We start from the raw sequence: 15,946 nt of genomic DNA, 5'->3' as shown, positions 1-15,946 counted from the left end.
CCTTTTATTCCGTGATGGTAACTTGATAGGTTCCTGTTACCGTTTTTCCGTTTTTGTCTGTTACGGTAATGTCAAATTGGTGTGATTTGCCGGAATCGGTCGCTCCTGTTATGTTCAAAAAGGTAAAGAAGACACCGATTTGGAAAGTATATTCCGTATCTCCATCATGTGGAGCCGATGCGGCTTCACCTATTACGCTTTTTACCAATTTGTCAAAATCAGCGTTGTCAATAAGGTCAACCCCTGTTATGAAACTTTGACCATCCATCTTGAGATCGGTTAATATCGCATCGAAAGCATCGTTACCTGCCGTGATTTTTACAACGATACTCTTTAATCCGTCAGTCGCTGTAATCAGCGCGTCTGCACTTGCGGGCATTCCTGTGCCGTCCACAGAATAGGTTGCATTTGTCGGCAGTTTCAGTGTCGGTGCATTTGTGTCCGGATCGGTTGGGTCAGTTGGGTCAGTAGGCTCTGTCGGTTCGGTAGTGCCGGTTTCGTCATCCACCGGAATTTCCACCGTTTCTCCGTGGTTCTCAAAAGTAATATTCGTTGTGATGGTAATTCCCGTCACATTTCCTGTAGAAGATTCCACTGCTCCCATATTGATGTCCAGTGCATCGCCGCCGTTAAAGAAGTCGGTCACATCATCATATTTTTGTGCTGCATCGCTTTTTTTGAATGTGCGGCTCTCGCTTACTGTATTTCCGGTAGTGGTTTTGGCTTTGATGTTGATAGTGATGGCTGTTACTGCATTTTCATCAAACGCCCAGTAGATTGCCTCCGGGGTGGTGTTTGTATGGTCGTAGGACAACACCGTATTTGTTCCGTCGTCTATCGTGATGGTCCAAGCCTGGAAGTTGCTTTTGAAATCGTCACCGTAATTCATCTGAAGCCGGCTGTTTTTCATTTTGCAAGTGACGTTGGTCGTTGTGGTGATCCCTTTCGTTATTGTCATTTCCGTACTTCCGCCGTAGTAAGGTCTGTCCATCTTTTTTTCGAGAGTGCCCGGCGTGTGCGATGTTACTGTATAAGTGCCCACAGCCAATGATACACTTGCCGGCATTTCAGCAACGGTGGCATATTCTTTTTTGACGTCAGCCACATCTGTGCTTTTTCCTTCTATCACTACCGGGAAGTCACCGGTGTTTATGTCTGCGCGTGTCTGTGCGGCGGGCTGCTTCACGGCAACGCTCAATTCCAAAGCGCCTGTATCCGTCTTGCTTGTAAGGTTCCCTTTCAGTTCGTCTCTCAGTTCGCACGAAGCCAGAGCGATGATTGCCAATACGCTTAATGTTATTATATCGAATCGTTTCATTATCGTTTACTTTTTGATTTTTTTATGAAGATAGCTTAAATCCAGTCAGACGGAACCACGATGTCTATTTCATGGTCTTCTGTCGATTCGTCTATGCTGATGGTGATGGTCATGCTGCCATTGTCGTCCTTGGGGGCGATGTTCAGTGTCCAAGACTTGTTGCGCTCCAGATTGTAGGTCTTTTCTGTCGTAATGGATTTGCCGTCTGATGTGCGGGTTACGTGAATGGTGGCTTTCACTGTTTCTCCGTCTTTGTTCAGTTTCAAATACCACGGTTCTGTATCAGCCTTTACCCATGTCGCAGTAGTATTGGCGGCAGTAAGGGCCGACGTCTCATATACCACGGAATAGTCACTGAAATACTTGTCCATACTTTCATCGAAATTGACGGCTACCTTTCCGCAGACCGGAGCGCAGTCCACATTGAGGGTCTGGTCTGCACCCTGAACGGTGAAGGTGCTGCTTCCCTCCACGTAAAATCCGTTTCGGGAAGCATCCTTGTCTTCGCCATAGAAAGCTTTCAATGTGTAAGAGCCGTTTTCGAGCTTGATTTTGGAGGGAAGGTCATCATAAAGATAATTCACCTTTTCTACTCCTGCACTGTTCAGAATTTGAATAGTGTACTGATTCACATTTTTATAGTCGGCTTCATTCACGCTGCGTGTATTGGCACTGAATCCCGTACTTGCGGTAAGGCTCAGGCTGATGTTGCCTGTTTCGCCCGTTGACTGAGGTTCGTTTTCGCTGGAGGAGCATGAAGTTGCCATAAATCCCATACCTATGAGACAACTCATAAGTAACATCTTTGCATTTGTCATATACTTACACAATTAATACCTTATTAATACCCTGTCCGGACTTTCGGGTAGTCCGTAATCTTTAGTTTAGCGGCTGCAAAGTAACTGATTTGTTTAGGAACTCACAAGGTTTGTTTTTCCTATTTTTGTCCGATTTTTAAAGAGTGGAAGTTTTGAATATGTCTAAATATCGCAATTATTGTACTATATGGGAAATTCATATCTCTGTATTTTGTCAATTCTTCAAATTCACTAATTTTGTATGCACATAATGCAAAAACGGGAATTGTATGGAAAAAGATATACCCAAGATAGACATGCCCGAAGACTGGGTGGCAGGAACGGATATAAAGAAAGAATTGCTCAGCCTGTATAAAGATTATCCTGTGCGCCTGAAGTGTGAGGTTCTGATACTCTGTATGGGTGGAGAGATAGAAGCGTCCGTCAATCTGAACCGCATAGTTGTGCATCCGCAGGATATCGTACTGCTGACTCCGGGAAACATCTTGCAGATACATCGTATAGACGGTGAACTGAAAGTTTATTTCTTGGGCTTCGCAGAACGTTTTCTCGGAAGCCCGGAGCAGGCCAAGCATCTGCTCGAAGCCGTTTATTTAGCTTTCGGGCAACCCGTCATTTCGCTGAAGCTTCAAGGGGCTTCACTGATGGAGGATTACTTTTCTTTCCTGATAAAAGTGTTCAATACCTTCAATGAAGACTTGAGGAAAGAACTGACACCGAATCTCTATGCTACCATTCACACCGGCGTGAGGTTGCTTTATAAGGACAAGAATGCGGAGAAGATGCCCGTGTCGAAGAATGAGCAATTGTGCCGGAAGTTTGCCCAACTGGTGGTGCAGCATTATTCCCGGTCGAGAAATGTGGGATGGTATGCCGTGCAATTGGGTATCACACATGCCTATCTGTGCTCCGTTGTAAAGCAGATTACGGGAAAAACCTGTATGGAGATCATAGCTTCCATGGTCATTATGGATGCCAAGTCACAATTAAAGCTGACCGGTGTCTCCGTTCAGGCCATTTCGGACTCTCTGAACTTCGCCGACATTTCCTTTTTTGGAAAATATTTCAAGCGATATGTGGGTATGAGCCCGCTGGAATACCGCAACGGCAGATCGTGATAATGTGCTGATGCCGGTTATTCCGGCATCAGCACCACTCCCTGTTTCTTTTTCCCGTCCATCTTTACCATTATCGGATGCCCGAAACGGATGTGGCGCAGATATTTGCTTTCGTGAAGGGCAGGCTGCGCATTGAGGAATTCCTGATTATATACTCCGTCATTCATAAAGGCATTGATGGTGAAATAGCCCACGCCGAAAGAGGTCAGGTTCTGGAAGAAATGTGTCCCCTGGCTTGGATCGACGCGATAGTTTGTCAATCCGGCTTCCACTATCACGCGGGCGGCACTGATATGAGGCCATTTCACGGGGATGCCCAGCCATGTGTCGCTGCTTCCCCAGCGGCCCGGCCCCACAAGGACATAGTTCTTTCCTTCGTCCAGGAATTGCCGGTTCAGTTTCTCTATTTCCCAGGCAATTTCCTGATTGTGCGAGGCGCTGTAATCATCGGTCTTTACATAAACAATGTCACGGATGTCGTTCATGATGCCGTGCCCAAGGGAATTGTCGGAACGGAGCAATATCTTCTCCTCAGGAATGGAAGTAAGGTCTTCGTCCAGCATCTCCTTGCTGTCCACAATCGGGCGGATTTGCAACAGGTAGAAGGTTCCTGTCTTATCTTTCTCCCGGCTCATGGTAGCTGCGAATTCTATCTCTACCGGACGGCGCATTTCCTGTTGTCCGTACTTCAATACCAATTGCAGAATGCGTGGCAAGGGAAATACATCATGTTGCAGGATGTTGGCGAAAGTAATCACCTTGCGTCCGCCGGGATAAAGCCCGTCACGTATCACCTGATCGTAAGGGTCGTAGGTGGAGGCGATATAGTTCAGTGAGCCATCCTTTTCTGCTTCCTTCACATGAAGCTTCAGCAGGTTAAAGCCATCGTCTATGGAGAAGTCCTGTCCCGCATTACGCAGGTCAAGGGCGTAGAAGCGGGTTTGGGTTTCTTTCAGGGCGATCTCCATTTCGCTTGTTTGCAGCACTTTGTTAGGGTGGTAAGGCGAGAATCTCAAAGTCATGCCACCGTCCACGATGTATTTGCCCAATCCGAGGGCCAGATTGACAATGCCTTCTTCCGCCATTTCGTCGCCGAGAGGATAGTAATTGAGCGAGCGTGCCACCCCCGACATGCTGGGGTAGTAACGGTCTCCGTAGTAATTGCCTGCCACCTCTTGCAAGATGACAGCCATCTTTTCCTGGTCGATGACGTTGCTGGTGGCTTGCATATACGCTTTCGAGTCGCGGAAGTAAACGGAGGCATATACCCCCTTGATGGCATCACCGAGCATACGCAGCATTTCGTATTTGTCATCCAGATATGGAATCATGTACGTGTTATAAATCCCGGCAAACGGTTGGTAGTGGGAGTCTTCGAGCAGCGAAGATGAACGGATGGCGATAGGTGACTTCACCACATCGAAAAAAGTGAAGAAGTCTTCTACGAGATTGTCCGGCAACTTGGCCTTAAGGAAATAGCGCAGGATAACATCATCGTCTGCATCGGACAAGGCTATCTGATACAGGTTGTTGGTATCCATGAACTCATCGAACACATCCGTACAAAGCACCACGGTCTTGGGAATGGCAATGCGGGCATTCTCAAATTCCTCGAATTCGGGATGGTGCTTCACCATATTATCTATAAATGCCAGTCCACGCCCTTTACCCCCTAACGAACCGTCGCCGATGCGCGCAAAATTGGAGTAACGGTCAAAGCGGTCGCGCTTGAACACCGCCACCACTCCCTGGTTCTTCATCTTGCGGTATTTCACGATGGCCTCAAAGATGATTTTGCGGTGCGCATCCACGTCCTGCAGGCTGTTCCATGTAATGGGTTTCAGGAACTCCGCCACCGGAAACATGGCACGCGAGTACAGCCAGCGGCTGATGTGATTATGGCTGATGTGATAAAGGAAAGATTCCGCCGGGATGGCGAACAGGATATTCTGCAACTCTTTCAGATTCTTTACGCGGGCAATCTCTTCCAGCGTGTCGGGGTTGCGGAAAATGAAGTCACCGAAGCCGAAGTTCTCCATGATGGTGCGCCGCAGGTCCACATCCATCTTCTTGGAATTCTTGTCGATGAAAGCGGCTTCATATTTGGAGGCATACGACACGTTTTCCGATTCGCTGGACTGGATGATGAGTGGCACGAACGGATCTTCCTTGCGGATGGCGGCACAGAGCTTGATGCCTGCCAGCCCGTCCTTCTCGCCGCGCTCCACCCGTGGAAAGCGTACGTCGGTGATGACTCCCAATATATTGTTCCCGTACTTTTCGTAAAGGTTGATGGCTTCCTCATAGGTACGTGCCAGCACAATTTTAGGACGTCCCCGCATGCGCAGCGTGCGCTGATGGGCGTTTAAGGCTTCGGTGGAAAACTCCTGGCTCTGCTTCAGTACGAACTTGTAGAGGTTGGGCAGGATTGAAGAGTAGAAGCGGATGCCGTCTTCCACCAGCAGGATGAGCTGCACACCCACCTCGTTGACGTCGTGTTCCAGATTCATCTTGTCTTCTATCAGCTTGATGATGGACATCAGCAGGTCAGTGTTTCCCAGCCAGCAGAAGATATATTCAAAGGAACTCAGGTCTTCGTTGGCGATGCGCTTGGTGATGCCGTGGCTGAAAGGGGTCAGTATCACCATCGGAATCTGCTCGTATTGGCTCTTGATGCTTCGCGCCACGTCGAATCCCTCGTTGTCTCCCGTGCCCGGCATGCAGATGATGAGGTCGAAAGATATGTTGGACAGTTGTGTCAGAGCTTCTTCGCAAGTGGATACCTGCGTGAAGCGTGGCGGATAGCGAAGGGATAGCGAAGTATATTCATTGAATATTTTTTCGTCGATCCGGCCGTCATCTTCCAGCATGAAGGCATCGTAAGGATTGGCTATCAGGAGCACATTGAAAATGCGTCTCGTCATCAGGTTGGCAAACTGTGTATCCTTGAAGTAGAGCTGGTTTAATTTAAACTTACTGAGCATTGTTTCCCGTCGTTTATTGATTCGGAGGACAAAAGTAATAGAAATCAAACCCATTCGGATAGTTTTTCGACTACTTTTTATAAATTTGCCACTAATATTGCATTCACAAAATATTATATGATATACTAACCGAGCAGATAACTTTCCTTATGACAAAATATTTTCTCAATATCCATACATTTACGAAGCACTTGCCAGCCTCCTACCTGCTCCTTACCTTCTCCTTACCTGCTCCCTGTGTCTTCCCTCTCTATAGACACGGAGAAAACACGGAGAATGTAAGGAGAAGATACGGCTTTGGCATGATTTTGACAGGGCTGGTTTTGTTCCTTCTTTGTCCGACGGTTTTCGCGGGTTCTTTCCGTTCACTGAGTATAAAAGAAGGGCTGGCCAGCAGGCAGGTGTTCCAGATAAACAAGGATTCCGCAGGCTATATATGGGCTTATACCCGTGCCGGGATGGACAGGTATGACGGAAACGAGATCAAGCATTACCGGTTGGGTGAGACGGTTGATTTCAAGAATTACATATTGTCCGCCACCATCATGACCCTTGACAGGACGGGCAATGTATGGGTAGCCCTGAAGAACGGAATGGTATATTCGTATGATAGGCAGACGGATGCTTTCCGTTTGCGTGTGGATCTGACGCAGTTACAGTCACTACCCATTTTATATAATATCTTGTTTGACAAGGACAACCGGCTCTGGCTGTGCCTTTCCAACGGCGTTTACTCATGGGAAGAAGGCGTGGGGCTGATTCCGGCCGCTTTACAAGGCAAACTGGTGAACTGCATGGTGCAGGTGAATGAGGGGCTGTTCTTTGCCGGTACGGGTAAAGGAGTTTGGCAACTGACGAAGGTTGTCGGCAAACAGTCGTTTCACGTAAAGAAGGTTGCCCTTCCGGGAGAGATGAATGTGGAGTGCCTGTACAGTTGGGAAAACAAATTGTTCATCGGCACTTTTGCGGATGGCGCTTTTGTACTGGACCGCACGGCAGGAGAGGTGCGTTCGTTAGGAGACTTCGTTCCTCACGTTCCTATCCGCACTTTCGAGAAGACTCCCGACAATTCGCTGCTGATAGCGGCGGACGGGGCGGGGATGCTCCGCATAGATGCGGCAACCGGGCAGCTCCTGAAGCATTATATGACCGATGAGGACGACGATAGGGGACTGAACGGCAATACGGTTTCTGATATTTGTGTGGATGGACAAGGGGGAGTCTGGATCAGCACTACTACGAACGGCATCAGCTATCTGGACCCTGCTATGCCTGATGTACGTAGAATCAGACATGAGAAGAACAATGCCAATTCCTTGAAATCAGACCATGTGAATGTACTGTTGCAGGATTCCGAAGGTGATTTATGGTATGGCACAAATGAGGGTGTCAGCCTTTACCGGCCCGCTTCCCGTAAATGGACTCACTTTCTGGGCGGAACAGGCAGCGGAGGTTCGGTAGTATTGGCGCTTGCCGAAGATTCCGGAGGGAATATGTGGGTAGGAGGCTATGGAATAGGTGTCTATTGCATTTCGAAGAAGACGGGGTGGGTCAGGAAGTTGGAGAAGCGGAACGCGCACCGGGATAAGGGAGTGGCTACAGACTATATATATGCTATCCATGCGGAGGGCGACTGCCTTTGGCTGGGAGGCATCGAAGGTGAATTTACCCGTTACAACATGCGTGCGGATAGCTATACGTATTATCCCATTCACTGTGTGGGTGACATAAAGCCGGGAAAGGATGGCACGCTGCTGCTGGCGGGATGCGACGGGCTGGCGGTCTTTGACAAGGCTACGGGGAAAGCTCGGTGGCAGCGGCAGTTCGGCAATTTTACCCTGCATTATCCCATTCGTTGCCTGACGCAGTCTTCGGCCGGAGATATATGGATGGCTACGGATGGCGAAGGGCTTATATGCTTTAACCCCGACAAGCAGACTTCACGCGTCTATACCACCGCCGACGGGCTGGCGTCCAATTCCGTCAATAGCCTGCTTGAAGACAACGGAGGAAGCATCTGGTTCAATACCGAGAAAGAACTCTATTGCCTCGACTTGTCGAGGGGTATCATCGTCAATGCCAATGATTTCCTGGACGTTTCCTGGGGATATTACAATCCGAATGCAGCATTCCGCCTGTCGGACGGACATCTTGCTTGGGGCACGGCGGAGGGAGTGGTTGTTTTCTCTCCCTCTCTGGATCTTGAATCGCATGGATCGGCGGAACTGATATTCACGGACTTCAAGTTGCTTTATGAGTCGGTGAAAGCGGGCATGAAGGGGTCGTTACTGACAACGAACATCAACGATACACGGCGCATAATTCTGAAGTACGATCAGAACTCGTTCTCCATATCTTTTTCAGCCATTGATTTCACCTCTCCGCACCGCATCCGGTATGAGTATATGCTGGATGGTTACAACAAGGAGTGGGAGCGTTCCAACTCCGTACGGAGCGTGAACTATATGAACTTGTCTCCCGGCAAGTACTTGTTCCGTCTGCGGGCTTTCGATAAATATACGGGGAGACAGATAGGGGAACGTGTGCTGGAAGTCGTTATTTCGCGTCCCTACTGGTTTTCGTGGTGGGCAATCCTGCTCTATCTTGCCGTTGCATCGGTTTTTGCCTACATGCTGGTGCAGAACTGGAGGCATAAGCTCAATGAAGACCGGATAAAGGACAAAATACGCTCTTTTGTCAGCATAGCGCATGACATACGCACTCCGGTCACTTTGATAAAAGCTCCCTTGAATGAGCTTGAGGCACAAGAGGGATTGCCGGAGGAAAGCCGGCGGACGCTTGGAGTGGCGGTGAGGAATGTGGAGAAGCTGATGGCCATGATTGCCCAGTTGATAGACTTGCAGAGGAAGGAACGGCAGGCGGAAAAGTGCCTGGAGGTGTCATGCTATCACATAGAAGACTATCTGAAAGAGAAGATAGCGGAGTTCCGCCTGATAGCCTTGCAGAAGGGGGTGAAACTGCAATTGGAGGTGGAGCCGGGCATGGATGAGGTGTGGATGGACAGGGAAAAGATGGATCATATCATAGACAACCTGCTTTCCAATGCCCTGAAATATACGGAAAACGGAGCGATCAGCGTGCGGACAAAGACGGCGAAGAAGCAGTGGAGCATCGAGGTGAGCGATACGGGCATCGGGATTCCCAAAGAAGAACAAGGCAACATCTTCCATGAGTTCTACAGGGCGCGCAACGCTGCGAACGTCGAGGAAAGCGGTTCCGGCGTAGGGTTGATGATTACCCGGCGCATTGTGAAGCAGCATTCGGGCAGCATCTCCTTCAGCAGTGTGGAAGGGGAGGGAAGTACGTTTACGGTAAGCTTCCCGCAGAGGATAAAGTCGAGTGTGGCGGTGGAGTCGAAAGACGATATTGAGGAAACGTCTGCTGCAGAAACGTCCGTCATGGAAAAGGACATAAGGAAGAAGAACAAGCCTGCGGGCAAGAATGTACTCCTGCTGGTGGAAGATGATGAAGACATGAGGGAATACCTGACAGGCAGCCTGTCTGCCGAATATGAGGTGGTAGGTGTGCCGGACGGTGGCAAGGCGCTGGCGCTGGCGAAAGATATCAATCCGGACATCATCATTTCGGACATTGTGATGCCTGTGCTCGAAGGGGATGAACTGTGCCGCATCCTGAAGTCGTCGGTGGACACCAGCCATATCCCTGTGATACTGCTGACGGCGCTTAGCGAACGAGAGAACATCATCTTCGGGCTGGAAGCGGGAGCCAACGACTATATCATCAAGCCTTTCGACCTGGCAGTGTTGAAGGCGCGAATCAAGAACATCCTGCAAAACCGGCAGCATTTGCGCGAACTGGTGCTGTCCATGGGTAAGGTGGTGGACGAGGCGGAATATACCAGCCAGTTGGACAAGGCCTTTCTGGAGAAGGTGATGGCGATTATCACCGAGGAAATGAGCAATTCGGAGTTGACGATAGATGACTTCTGCATGGCGTTGGGCATGAGCCGCACTGCCGTGTTCAACAAAATGAAGACGTTGACGGGGCAGGGTCCCAACGATTTTATACGTATTGTCCGCCTCAATAAGTCGAGGGAGTTCTTGGGAACCCGGAAATATACCATCGGTGAGGTGTCCACGATGGTGGGATTCTCCGACCCGAAATACTTCAGCACCTGTTTCAAGAGACAGTTCGGCATAAGTCCCAGCAAGGTTCTTAACTAATGAAAGCGGTCTCTGTGACCTCCGCGGACAGGTATCAAACCTTTTTTGTTGGTAAACAAACCTCCATCTCCTTGATAGTGCGTAATATTGCAAACAGAAACGATATTTAACAAACATAGGAAATGGATACTTATTTGGCTCTTGATTTGGGCGGCACTAAGTTGCTGATCGGCGAGGTGGACAGCCGTGGGAATATTTTGAAGTACAAGAAATACGATTCGGGCTACTTTAACCAGCAGGCAGCGCTGGAAATCATCAAAGCGTCGCTCGACGATTACATCCGTACCGTGGGATGGTACGACCGTAAGCCGCTGGGCATGGGTGTGGGGCTGATAGGTCGCGTGGATCCCGAACAGGGCATCTGGTTGCAGATAGACCCCAGCCGCACGCAGACGATAGAACTTGCCAAGGAACTGTCCGATACCTACGGCATACCCTGTCACATAGACAATGACGTAAAGAGCGCCACGCGTGCCGAACGCGTGTGGGGGTTCGGACAAATATCCAAGAATTTTATTTACATGAACGTGGGCACGGGGATTGCTGTGGGCACGGTGGTGAACGGAAGGCAGATACGCGGAAGTCACTTCAATGCCGGTGAGGTAGGCCATGTACGTGTAGGCGTCAACGTAGGCATAAAGTGCGGCTGCGGCCGGATGGACTGTGTGGAAGCCATTGCCGCAGGCATAGGCTTCGACAACTGTGCCCGCCTGATGTGCTCCCGTTATGAGACGAACCTGCACATTCCCGCAGAGAAGGGCGAACGCGTCAGCGTCAGCGAGGTATTTGCACTTGCCCAAAAGGGAGATCCCCTCTGCTCCGTGCTGGTGGAGAATGCGGCGGAAGCGCTTGCCAACCTTATCATGAATCTGGTGCGGGTGATAGATCCCGACACGGTGGTGCTGGGCGGCGGTGTAGTAGCCGACGGGTACATGCACGGCAAGATTCTGGAGAGGCTGCACCCCACCACCATGCGCTTTGTTACCAACGGAGTGGTCATCACCAAACTGAATCCCGGTTTCATAGGCCTGCTGGGCGCCGGGGCAGTAGCCATGAATATGTAGAACCTTAACGAACTGAATCATGAAGATAACAGTAACTCCTACAGAGAGAGAATTTGATTGCGTCGCAGCTTGGCGCATTATCGGCCAGATGCTGAACAAGCCTGCGAGCGTCATCGGCCTTTCCACCGGACGCACCACCGGCAACATGCACCGCCTGGTGGGCGAGATTTATACCGCGCACCCGTTCGAGGCATCCGGCATCACCTTCTTCGGGCAGGACGAGGTGACGGGTGTGTCGCGCCACTATTTCGGCGCCTGCTACGCCATGCTGAAGACGGAGCTGATGGACGCACTCTCCGTCAAGGAGGAGAATTTCCTGATGCTTCCCACCGAGTGCGATGACTTCGGCCGGGCCTGCCGCCTCTTTGAGAACGAGATAGAGACCCGTGGCGGCATCGACCTGCTGATCTTGGGGCTGGGCGAGAACGGCCACTTGGGATTCAATCAACCGGGATGTCCCTTCGACAGCGAGACGCGCCTCACCGGCATGCACCCCGAACTGGAGGTGCGCATCCGCCGCGAAACCAATACTCCTCCCGAAAAGCACCTCGGAGGCGTCACTCTTGGAATAAAAAACATTATGCAGGCACGCCGCATTATATTGGTGGCCAAAGGCGCCAACAAGACAGACATTGTGAAGCGGATGCTCGAAGGCCCCGTCACGACGGAAGTTCCCGCTTCCATCCTTCAACTTCATCCCCACTGCGAGTTCCTGCTGGACAGTGCAGCGGCGGCGGGACTCTCTACCGGTCGTTAAAGCAGGGCGTCACTCGCACATATCCGGGGAGATGCTCGCACATATCCGAAACTTAATCATTTAATAGTATGAAACAACAAGAAAAACAGATTAACTACACAGGCCCTTTCATCACGATGGTGTTCCTGTTCTTCATCGTCGGCTTTCTGACTACGGCCAACACACAATTTCAAGGTCCCCTGAAGGAAGCCTTCCTTTCCGAAGTGGGCGGGCTCAAAAATACCTTCGCCACACTCATCACCTTCTCCTGGTTCCTCGCCTACCCCGTTTGCGGCGGAGTAGGGGCTTCCTGGATCAGCCACCACGGCTATAAAGGCACGCTGATGCGCGGACTGCTGGTCATGATTGCGGGCTTGGGACTCTTCTTCGTCTCCTCCTACTTCACGGTGCACTTCCCCGAAGCTTGCTGGCAAGTGGGGGGCAACATCATTCCCGGCGGATTCTTCATCTTCTTGTTGGGATCGTTCGTGGTTGGCGCCTCCGCCACTATCCTGCAAGTGGTCATTAACCCTTACCTCACCGCCTGCCACGTCCGGGGCACACAAGCCATCCAACGCATGGCCATTGGCGGTTCTGCCAATTCCGTGGGAACTACGCTGGCGCCCTACTTCGTGACGGGTGTCATCTTCGGCGGACTGTCGATGGAAAACATACGGATAGACCAACTGATGATTCCCTTCTTCGCCCTGATGGCAGTCATATCGCTCATCGTACTGCTGCTGATGCGTCTCTCTCTGCCCGACATACAGGGCACGCGTGCCGAGGCGGGCGAGAAGTTGGAGCGCAGTATCTGGTCCTTTAGCCACCTCACGCTGGGTGTGGTGGCCATCTTCTTCTATGTAGGCTGTGAAGTATGCATTGGCGCCAACATCAACATGTACGCCATCGAAATGAACTATGCCTCTCCCGCACTGATGGCTACTCTCTATTGGGGCGGCATGCTCGTGGGGCGGCTGGTGGGCAGTTCGCTTAGCAGCATCTCACCGCGCGTGCAACTGGTAGTCACCACCGTGTCCGCCGGTTCCCTCGCCCTGATAGCCATTCTGTTGAATAATCCGTGGCTGCTGACGGCGGTCGGATTGTTCCACTCCATCATGTGGGGAGCTATATTCACCTTGTCCGTGGCTCATCTGGGCCGATACACCTCCGTCGCATCGGGAGTGTTCATGATCGGTGTGGTGGGTGGGGCTATCCTGCCCCTGCTGCAAGGTGTGTTTGCCGACGTGCTGGGCAGTTGGCGATGGTCCTGGTGCATCGTGCTGTTGGGCGAGGCGTTCATGCTGTACTATGCGCTGATAGGGTCGAAGGTACGGCAGACGGCAGATTGAAAAACCATAAAACATAGATAGTATGAGAAAAGTAAACTTACTAATCCTGTCCGCACTGGCCCTTTTGCTGTCATGCGGCAGCATGCGGGCGGCGGACAAATCGGCAGCCCCGACAAGTGGTAGGGTGGTAGTGGCATACGTCACCTCGTGGAGCCACATTATCCCCGATCCTAAGTACATGACACACATCAACTACGCCTTCGGACATGTCACCGAAACCTTTGACGGCGTAGGAATCGCCAATGAAGAACGATTGAAACAAATTGTAGCCTTAAAGAAGCAGAAACACGAATTGAAAGTGCTGCTCTCTATTGGAGGCTGGGGTAGCGGTCGCTTTAGCGAGATGGCCGCAGATGACAAGTACCGCAAGGCTTTTGCCAGAGACTGCAGGCGGGTGGTAAAGGAATATGGCTTGGATGGCATCGACATCGACTGGGAATATCCCACCAGCAAGGCTGCCAATATCTCCGCCTCGCCCGAAGACACGCAGAACTATACGCTGCTGATGCGCGACATCCGCAAAGCCATCGGACGGCAGAAGTTGCTGACGCTGGCCACCGTGGCCTCTGCAGAGTATATCGACTTCAAGGCGATTCTTCCTTACATTGATTTTGTCAATATCATGTCCTACGATATGGGGAATGCGCCGAAGCACCATTCGGCGCTTTATTCCTCGGACAACAGTGGATGGATGACGGCTTCCAAGGCTGTGGAGGCTCACCTCAAAGCAGGAGTCCCGGCCTCCAGGTTGGTGATGGGCATGCCTTTCTATGGCCGTGGCGGCAAGGATTATCCCGACTTTCAGGACTTCAACAAGGTGGGGCATGCCAAAGGCTTCCGTGAATGCTGGGACGAGACGGCGCAAGTGCCCTACTTGGCGAACAAAGAGGGCACATTGGTTTTTGGTTACGAGAATCCCCGTTCGCTGGCCATCAAGTGTCAGTACATCCTGAAGCAGAACCTGCTGGGTGGCATGTATTGGGATTACGACGGTGACAACGAGCAAGGCGACCTGCGCCGCACCGTCTATGAGGGATTGATGGAGCAGAAACCTTTCCACGACCGTACATACCGTGTGTTGGTGCTTACGGAGAGTGCCGGGCAGCACAAACCTTTCTCCGATGCTGCACTGAAGTGGCTGATAGACGAGAGCAAGGTGCAGAACTTGCAGATACAAGTGCTGAACAGTGCCCGCCTGCTGGCTCAGAAAGAAGTGCTGGAGAATACGGATCTCGTCATCCAGCTTGACTTTCCGCCTTACACTTGGCCAAAGGAGGCGGAGCAGAACTTCATGGATTACATTGACAAAGGTCGTGGCGGCTGGATTGGTTTCCATCATGCCACGCTGTTAGGCGAGTTCGACGGCTATCCCTTGTGGCAGTGGTTCTCCGACTTCATGGGCGGCATCCGCTTCAAGAACTACATTGCCCCGCTGGCCGACGGCACGGTGAGGGTGGAAGATTCGCTGCATCCGGTGATGAAGAATGTGGATGCCCCGTTCGTCCTCCCCGATGACGAGTGGTACACATACGACAAGTCTCCCCGCCCCAATGTCCGCGTCCTGGCACATGTCGATGAATCCACCTATACTCCGGCTTCGGATGTCAGAATGGGCGACCATCCGGTGGTGTGGATCAACGAGAACAAAGCTGCCCGGAACGTCTATTTCCAGATGGGGCATAGCCCGAAGCTCTTCCTCTCGGACGACTTCACAACAATGTTGCGCAACGCCATCTGCTGGACATTGAAGAAATAGAGGTTAGGTGTTTTTTTTAGGATAATTAGGTATTATGTTTTTGCTCCCGTATCGGCTTTGTCAATCATTGCTGGTACGGGATTTTAACTTTATCGCTTTAAATCTTCTTCATTTCCACCCATTCTATATCCGGGTCGATGAGTGTCCGTTCCGTCACTTGTCCGCGTCGTCCGCGGCTGTATTCCGGGATGAAGCGCACTTTAATGTCGGTGATTAATAGCGGAGACACCTCTTCGGGGGTGTCTACGCCTTTTTTTTTCGACTGGCAGGAGTAGAAGAAAGTTCCTACGCCTTTCAGATGTACCGATTTTCCCTCCGCCATCATTTGGGCAAGTATCGGCCCCAGCCCCATGAGTACCGCGTAAGTGTCTCCCGGACTGACTGTAGATATCAGTGACAATCGTTTGGCTACATCGTCCGTTGTAGCCGGATGTTTTGAGGTTACTGCCCTCAAATACCATTTTCCATTTAGCTTCACTTTCCTGAAAAAAGCCATACTGTATTCTCCTTTCTTTATTAGTCGGCATGGTTGAGTGGCTGAGGCGGGATAGCCGAATCTGCCACTTTGTTCAGAATCAATGCCGATGATTGCTACAAT

10 protein-coding genes are annotated in these 15,946 nt (G+C 51.0%); 6 read left to right on the top strand and 4 right to left on the bottom strand.

The annotated features are described in order from the left end of the window. Positions 1-4: 4 nt before the first annotated feature. Positions 5-1,318, bottom strand: coding sequence for a DUF4493 domain-containing protein (locus BACHE_RS16095; RefSeq protein ID WP_013548771.1), 1,314 nt, complete (start codon positions 1,316-1,318; stop codon positions 5-7). A 35-nt stretch (positions 1,319-1,353) separates the two neighbouring features. After that, positions 1,354-2,112 carry a DUF4493 domain-containing protein gene (locus tag BACHE_RS16090; protein ID WP_245530905.1) on the bottom strand — a complete coding sequence of 253 codons (759 nt, stop codon included), beginning with the start codon at positions 2,110-2,112 and terminating at the stop codon, positions 1,354-1,356. A gap of 293 nt (positions 2,113-2,405) precedes the next feature. Here BACHE_RS16090 and BACHE_RS16085 point away from each other — a divergent pair, with 293 nt between their 5' ends. Next, positions 2,406-3,254 carry a helix-turn-helix domain-containing protein gene (locus BACHE_RS16085; protein WP_013548769.1) on the top strand — a complete coding sequence of 283 codons (849 nt, stop codon included), beginning with the start codon at positions 2,406-2,408 and terminating at the stop codon, positions 3,252-3,254. Between the two features lie 17 nt (positions 3,255-3,271). Here BACHE_RS16085 and BACHE_RS16080 read toward each other — a convergent pair whose 3' ends face one another. Then, positions 3,272-6,238: a PEP/pyruvate-binding domain-containing protein gene (locus tag BACHE_RS16080; RefSeq protein WP_013548768.1), complete on the bottom strand. Its 2,967-nt coding sequence runs from the start codon at positions 6,236-6,238 to the stop codon at positions 3,272-3,274. A 302-nt stretch (positions 6,239-6,540) separates the two neighbouring features. Here BACHE_RS16080 and BACHE_RS16075 point away from each other — a divergent pair, with 302 nt between their 5' ends. The 5 genes from BACHE_RS16075 to BACHE_RS16055 all read left to right on the top strand — a co-directional run bounded on the left by BACHE_RS16075 (position 6,541) and on the right by BACHE_RS16055 (position 15,348). Then, complete coding sequence (locus tag BACHE_RS16075; protein ID WP_041579504.1) at positions 6,541-10,443, top strand: hybrid sensor histidine kinase/response regulator transcription factor; 3,903 nt, start codon at positions 6,541-6,543, stop codon at positions 10,441-10,443. Between the two features lie 122 nt (positions 10,444-10,565). After that, positions 10,566-11,507, top strand: coding sequence for an ROK family protein (locus BACHE_RS16070; RefSeq protein ID WP_013548766.1), 942 nt, complete (start codon positions 10,566-10,568; stop codon positions 11,505-11,507). Between the two features lie 19 nt (positions 11,508-11,526). Next, on the top strand, positions 11,527-12,264 hold the full coding sequence (locus BACHE_RS16065; protein WP_013548765.1) for a 6-phosphogluconolactonase: 738 nt from the start codon (positions 11,527-11,529) through the stop codon (positions 12,262-12,264). Positions 12,265-12,332: 68 nt separating this feature from the next. Next, the gene (locus tag BACHE_RS16060; protein ID WP_013548764.1) at positions 12,333-13,592 is read left to right on the top strand and encodes an MFS transporter; all 1,260 of its coding nucleotides are present in this window, start codon (positions 12,333-12,335) and stop codon (positions 13,590-13,592) included. A 22-nt stretch (positions 13,593-13,614) separates the two neighbouring features. After that, on the top strand, positions 13,615-15,348 hold the full coding sequence (locus BACHE_RS16055) for a glycosyl hydrolase family 18 protein (RefSeq protein ID WP_013548763.1): 1,734 nt from the start codon (positions 13,615-13,617) through the stop codon (positions 15,346-15,348). A 97-nt stretch (positions 15,349-15,445) separates the two neighbouring features. Here BACHE_RS16055 and BACHE_RS16050 read toward each other — a convergent pair whose 3' ends face one another. Next, a complete protein-coding gene (locus tag BACHE_RS16050; protein ID WP_013548762.1) occupies positions 15,446-15,844 on the bottom strand; it encodes an HU family DNA-binding protein in 399 nt (132 codons plus the stop codon). Positions 15,845-15,946 lie beyond the last annotated feature (102 nt).

The sequence above is a fragment of the Bacteroides helcogenes P 36-108 genome (assembly GCF_000186225.1).
Lineage (GTDB): Bacteria > Bacteroidota > Bacteroidia > Bacteroidales > Bacteroidaceae > Bacteroides > Bacteroides helcogenes.
The sequence above is the reverse complement of the archived record's forward strand: the minus strand, read 5'-3'. Positions and strand labels throughout refer to the sequence as shown.

Coding starts and splice junctions, on each gene's coding strand:
- BACHE_RS16095 (WP_013548771.1), bottom strand. CDS start 1,318: ATGAAACGATTCGATATAATAACATTAAGCGTATTGGCAATCATCGCT.
- BACHE_RS16090 (WP_245530905.1), bottom strand. CDS start 2,112: ATGAGTTGTCTCATAGGTATGGGATTTATGGCAACTTCATGCTCCTCC.
- BACHE_RS16085 (WP_013548769.1), top strand. CDS start 2,406: ATGGAAAAAGATATACCCAAGATAGACATGCCCGAAGACTGGGTGGCA.
- BACHE_RS16080 (WP_013548768.1), bottom strand. CDS start 6,238: ATGCTCAGTAAGTTTAAATTAAACCAGCTCTACTTCAAGGATACACAG.
- BACHE_RS16075 (WP_041579504.1), top strand. CDS start 6,541: ATGATTTTGACAGGGCTGGTTTTGTTCCTTCTTTGTCCGACGGTTTTC.
- BACHE_RS16070 (WP_013548766.1), top strand. CDS start 10,566: ATGGATACTTATTTGGCTCTTGATTTGGGCGGCACTAAGTTGCTGATC.
- BACHE_RS16065 (WP_013548765.1), top strand. CDS start 11,527: ATGAAGATAACAGTAACTCCTACAGAGAGAGAATTTGATTGCGTCGCA.
- BACHE_RS16060 (WP_013548764.1), top strand. CDS start 12,333: ATGAAACAACAAGAAAAACAGATTAACTACACAGGCCCTTTCATCACG.
- BACHE_RS16055 (WP_013548763.1), top strand. CDS start 13,615: ATGAGAAAAGTAAACTTACTAATCCTGTCCGCACTGGCCCTTTTGCTG.
- BACHE_RS16050 (WP_013548762.1), bottom strand. CDS start 15,844: ATGGCTTTTTTCAGGAAAGTGAAGCTAAATGGAAAATGGTATTTGAGG.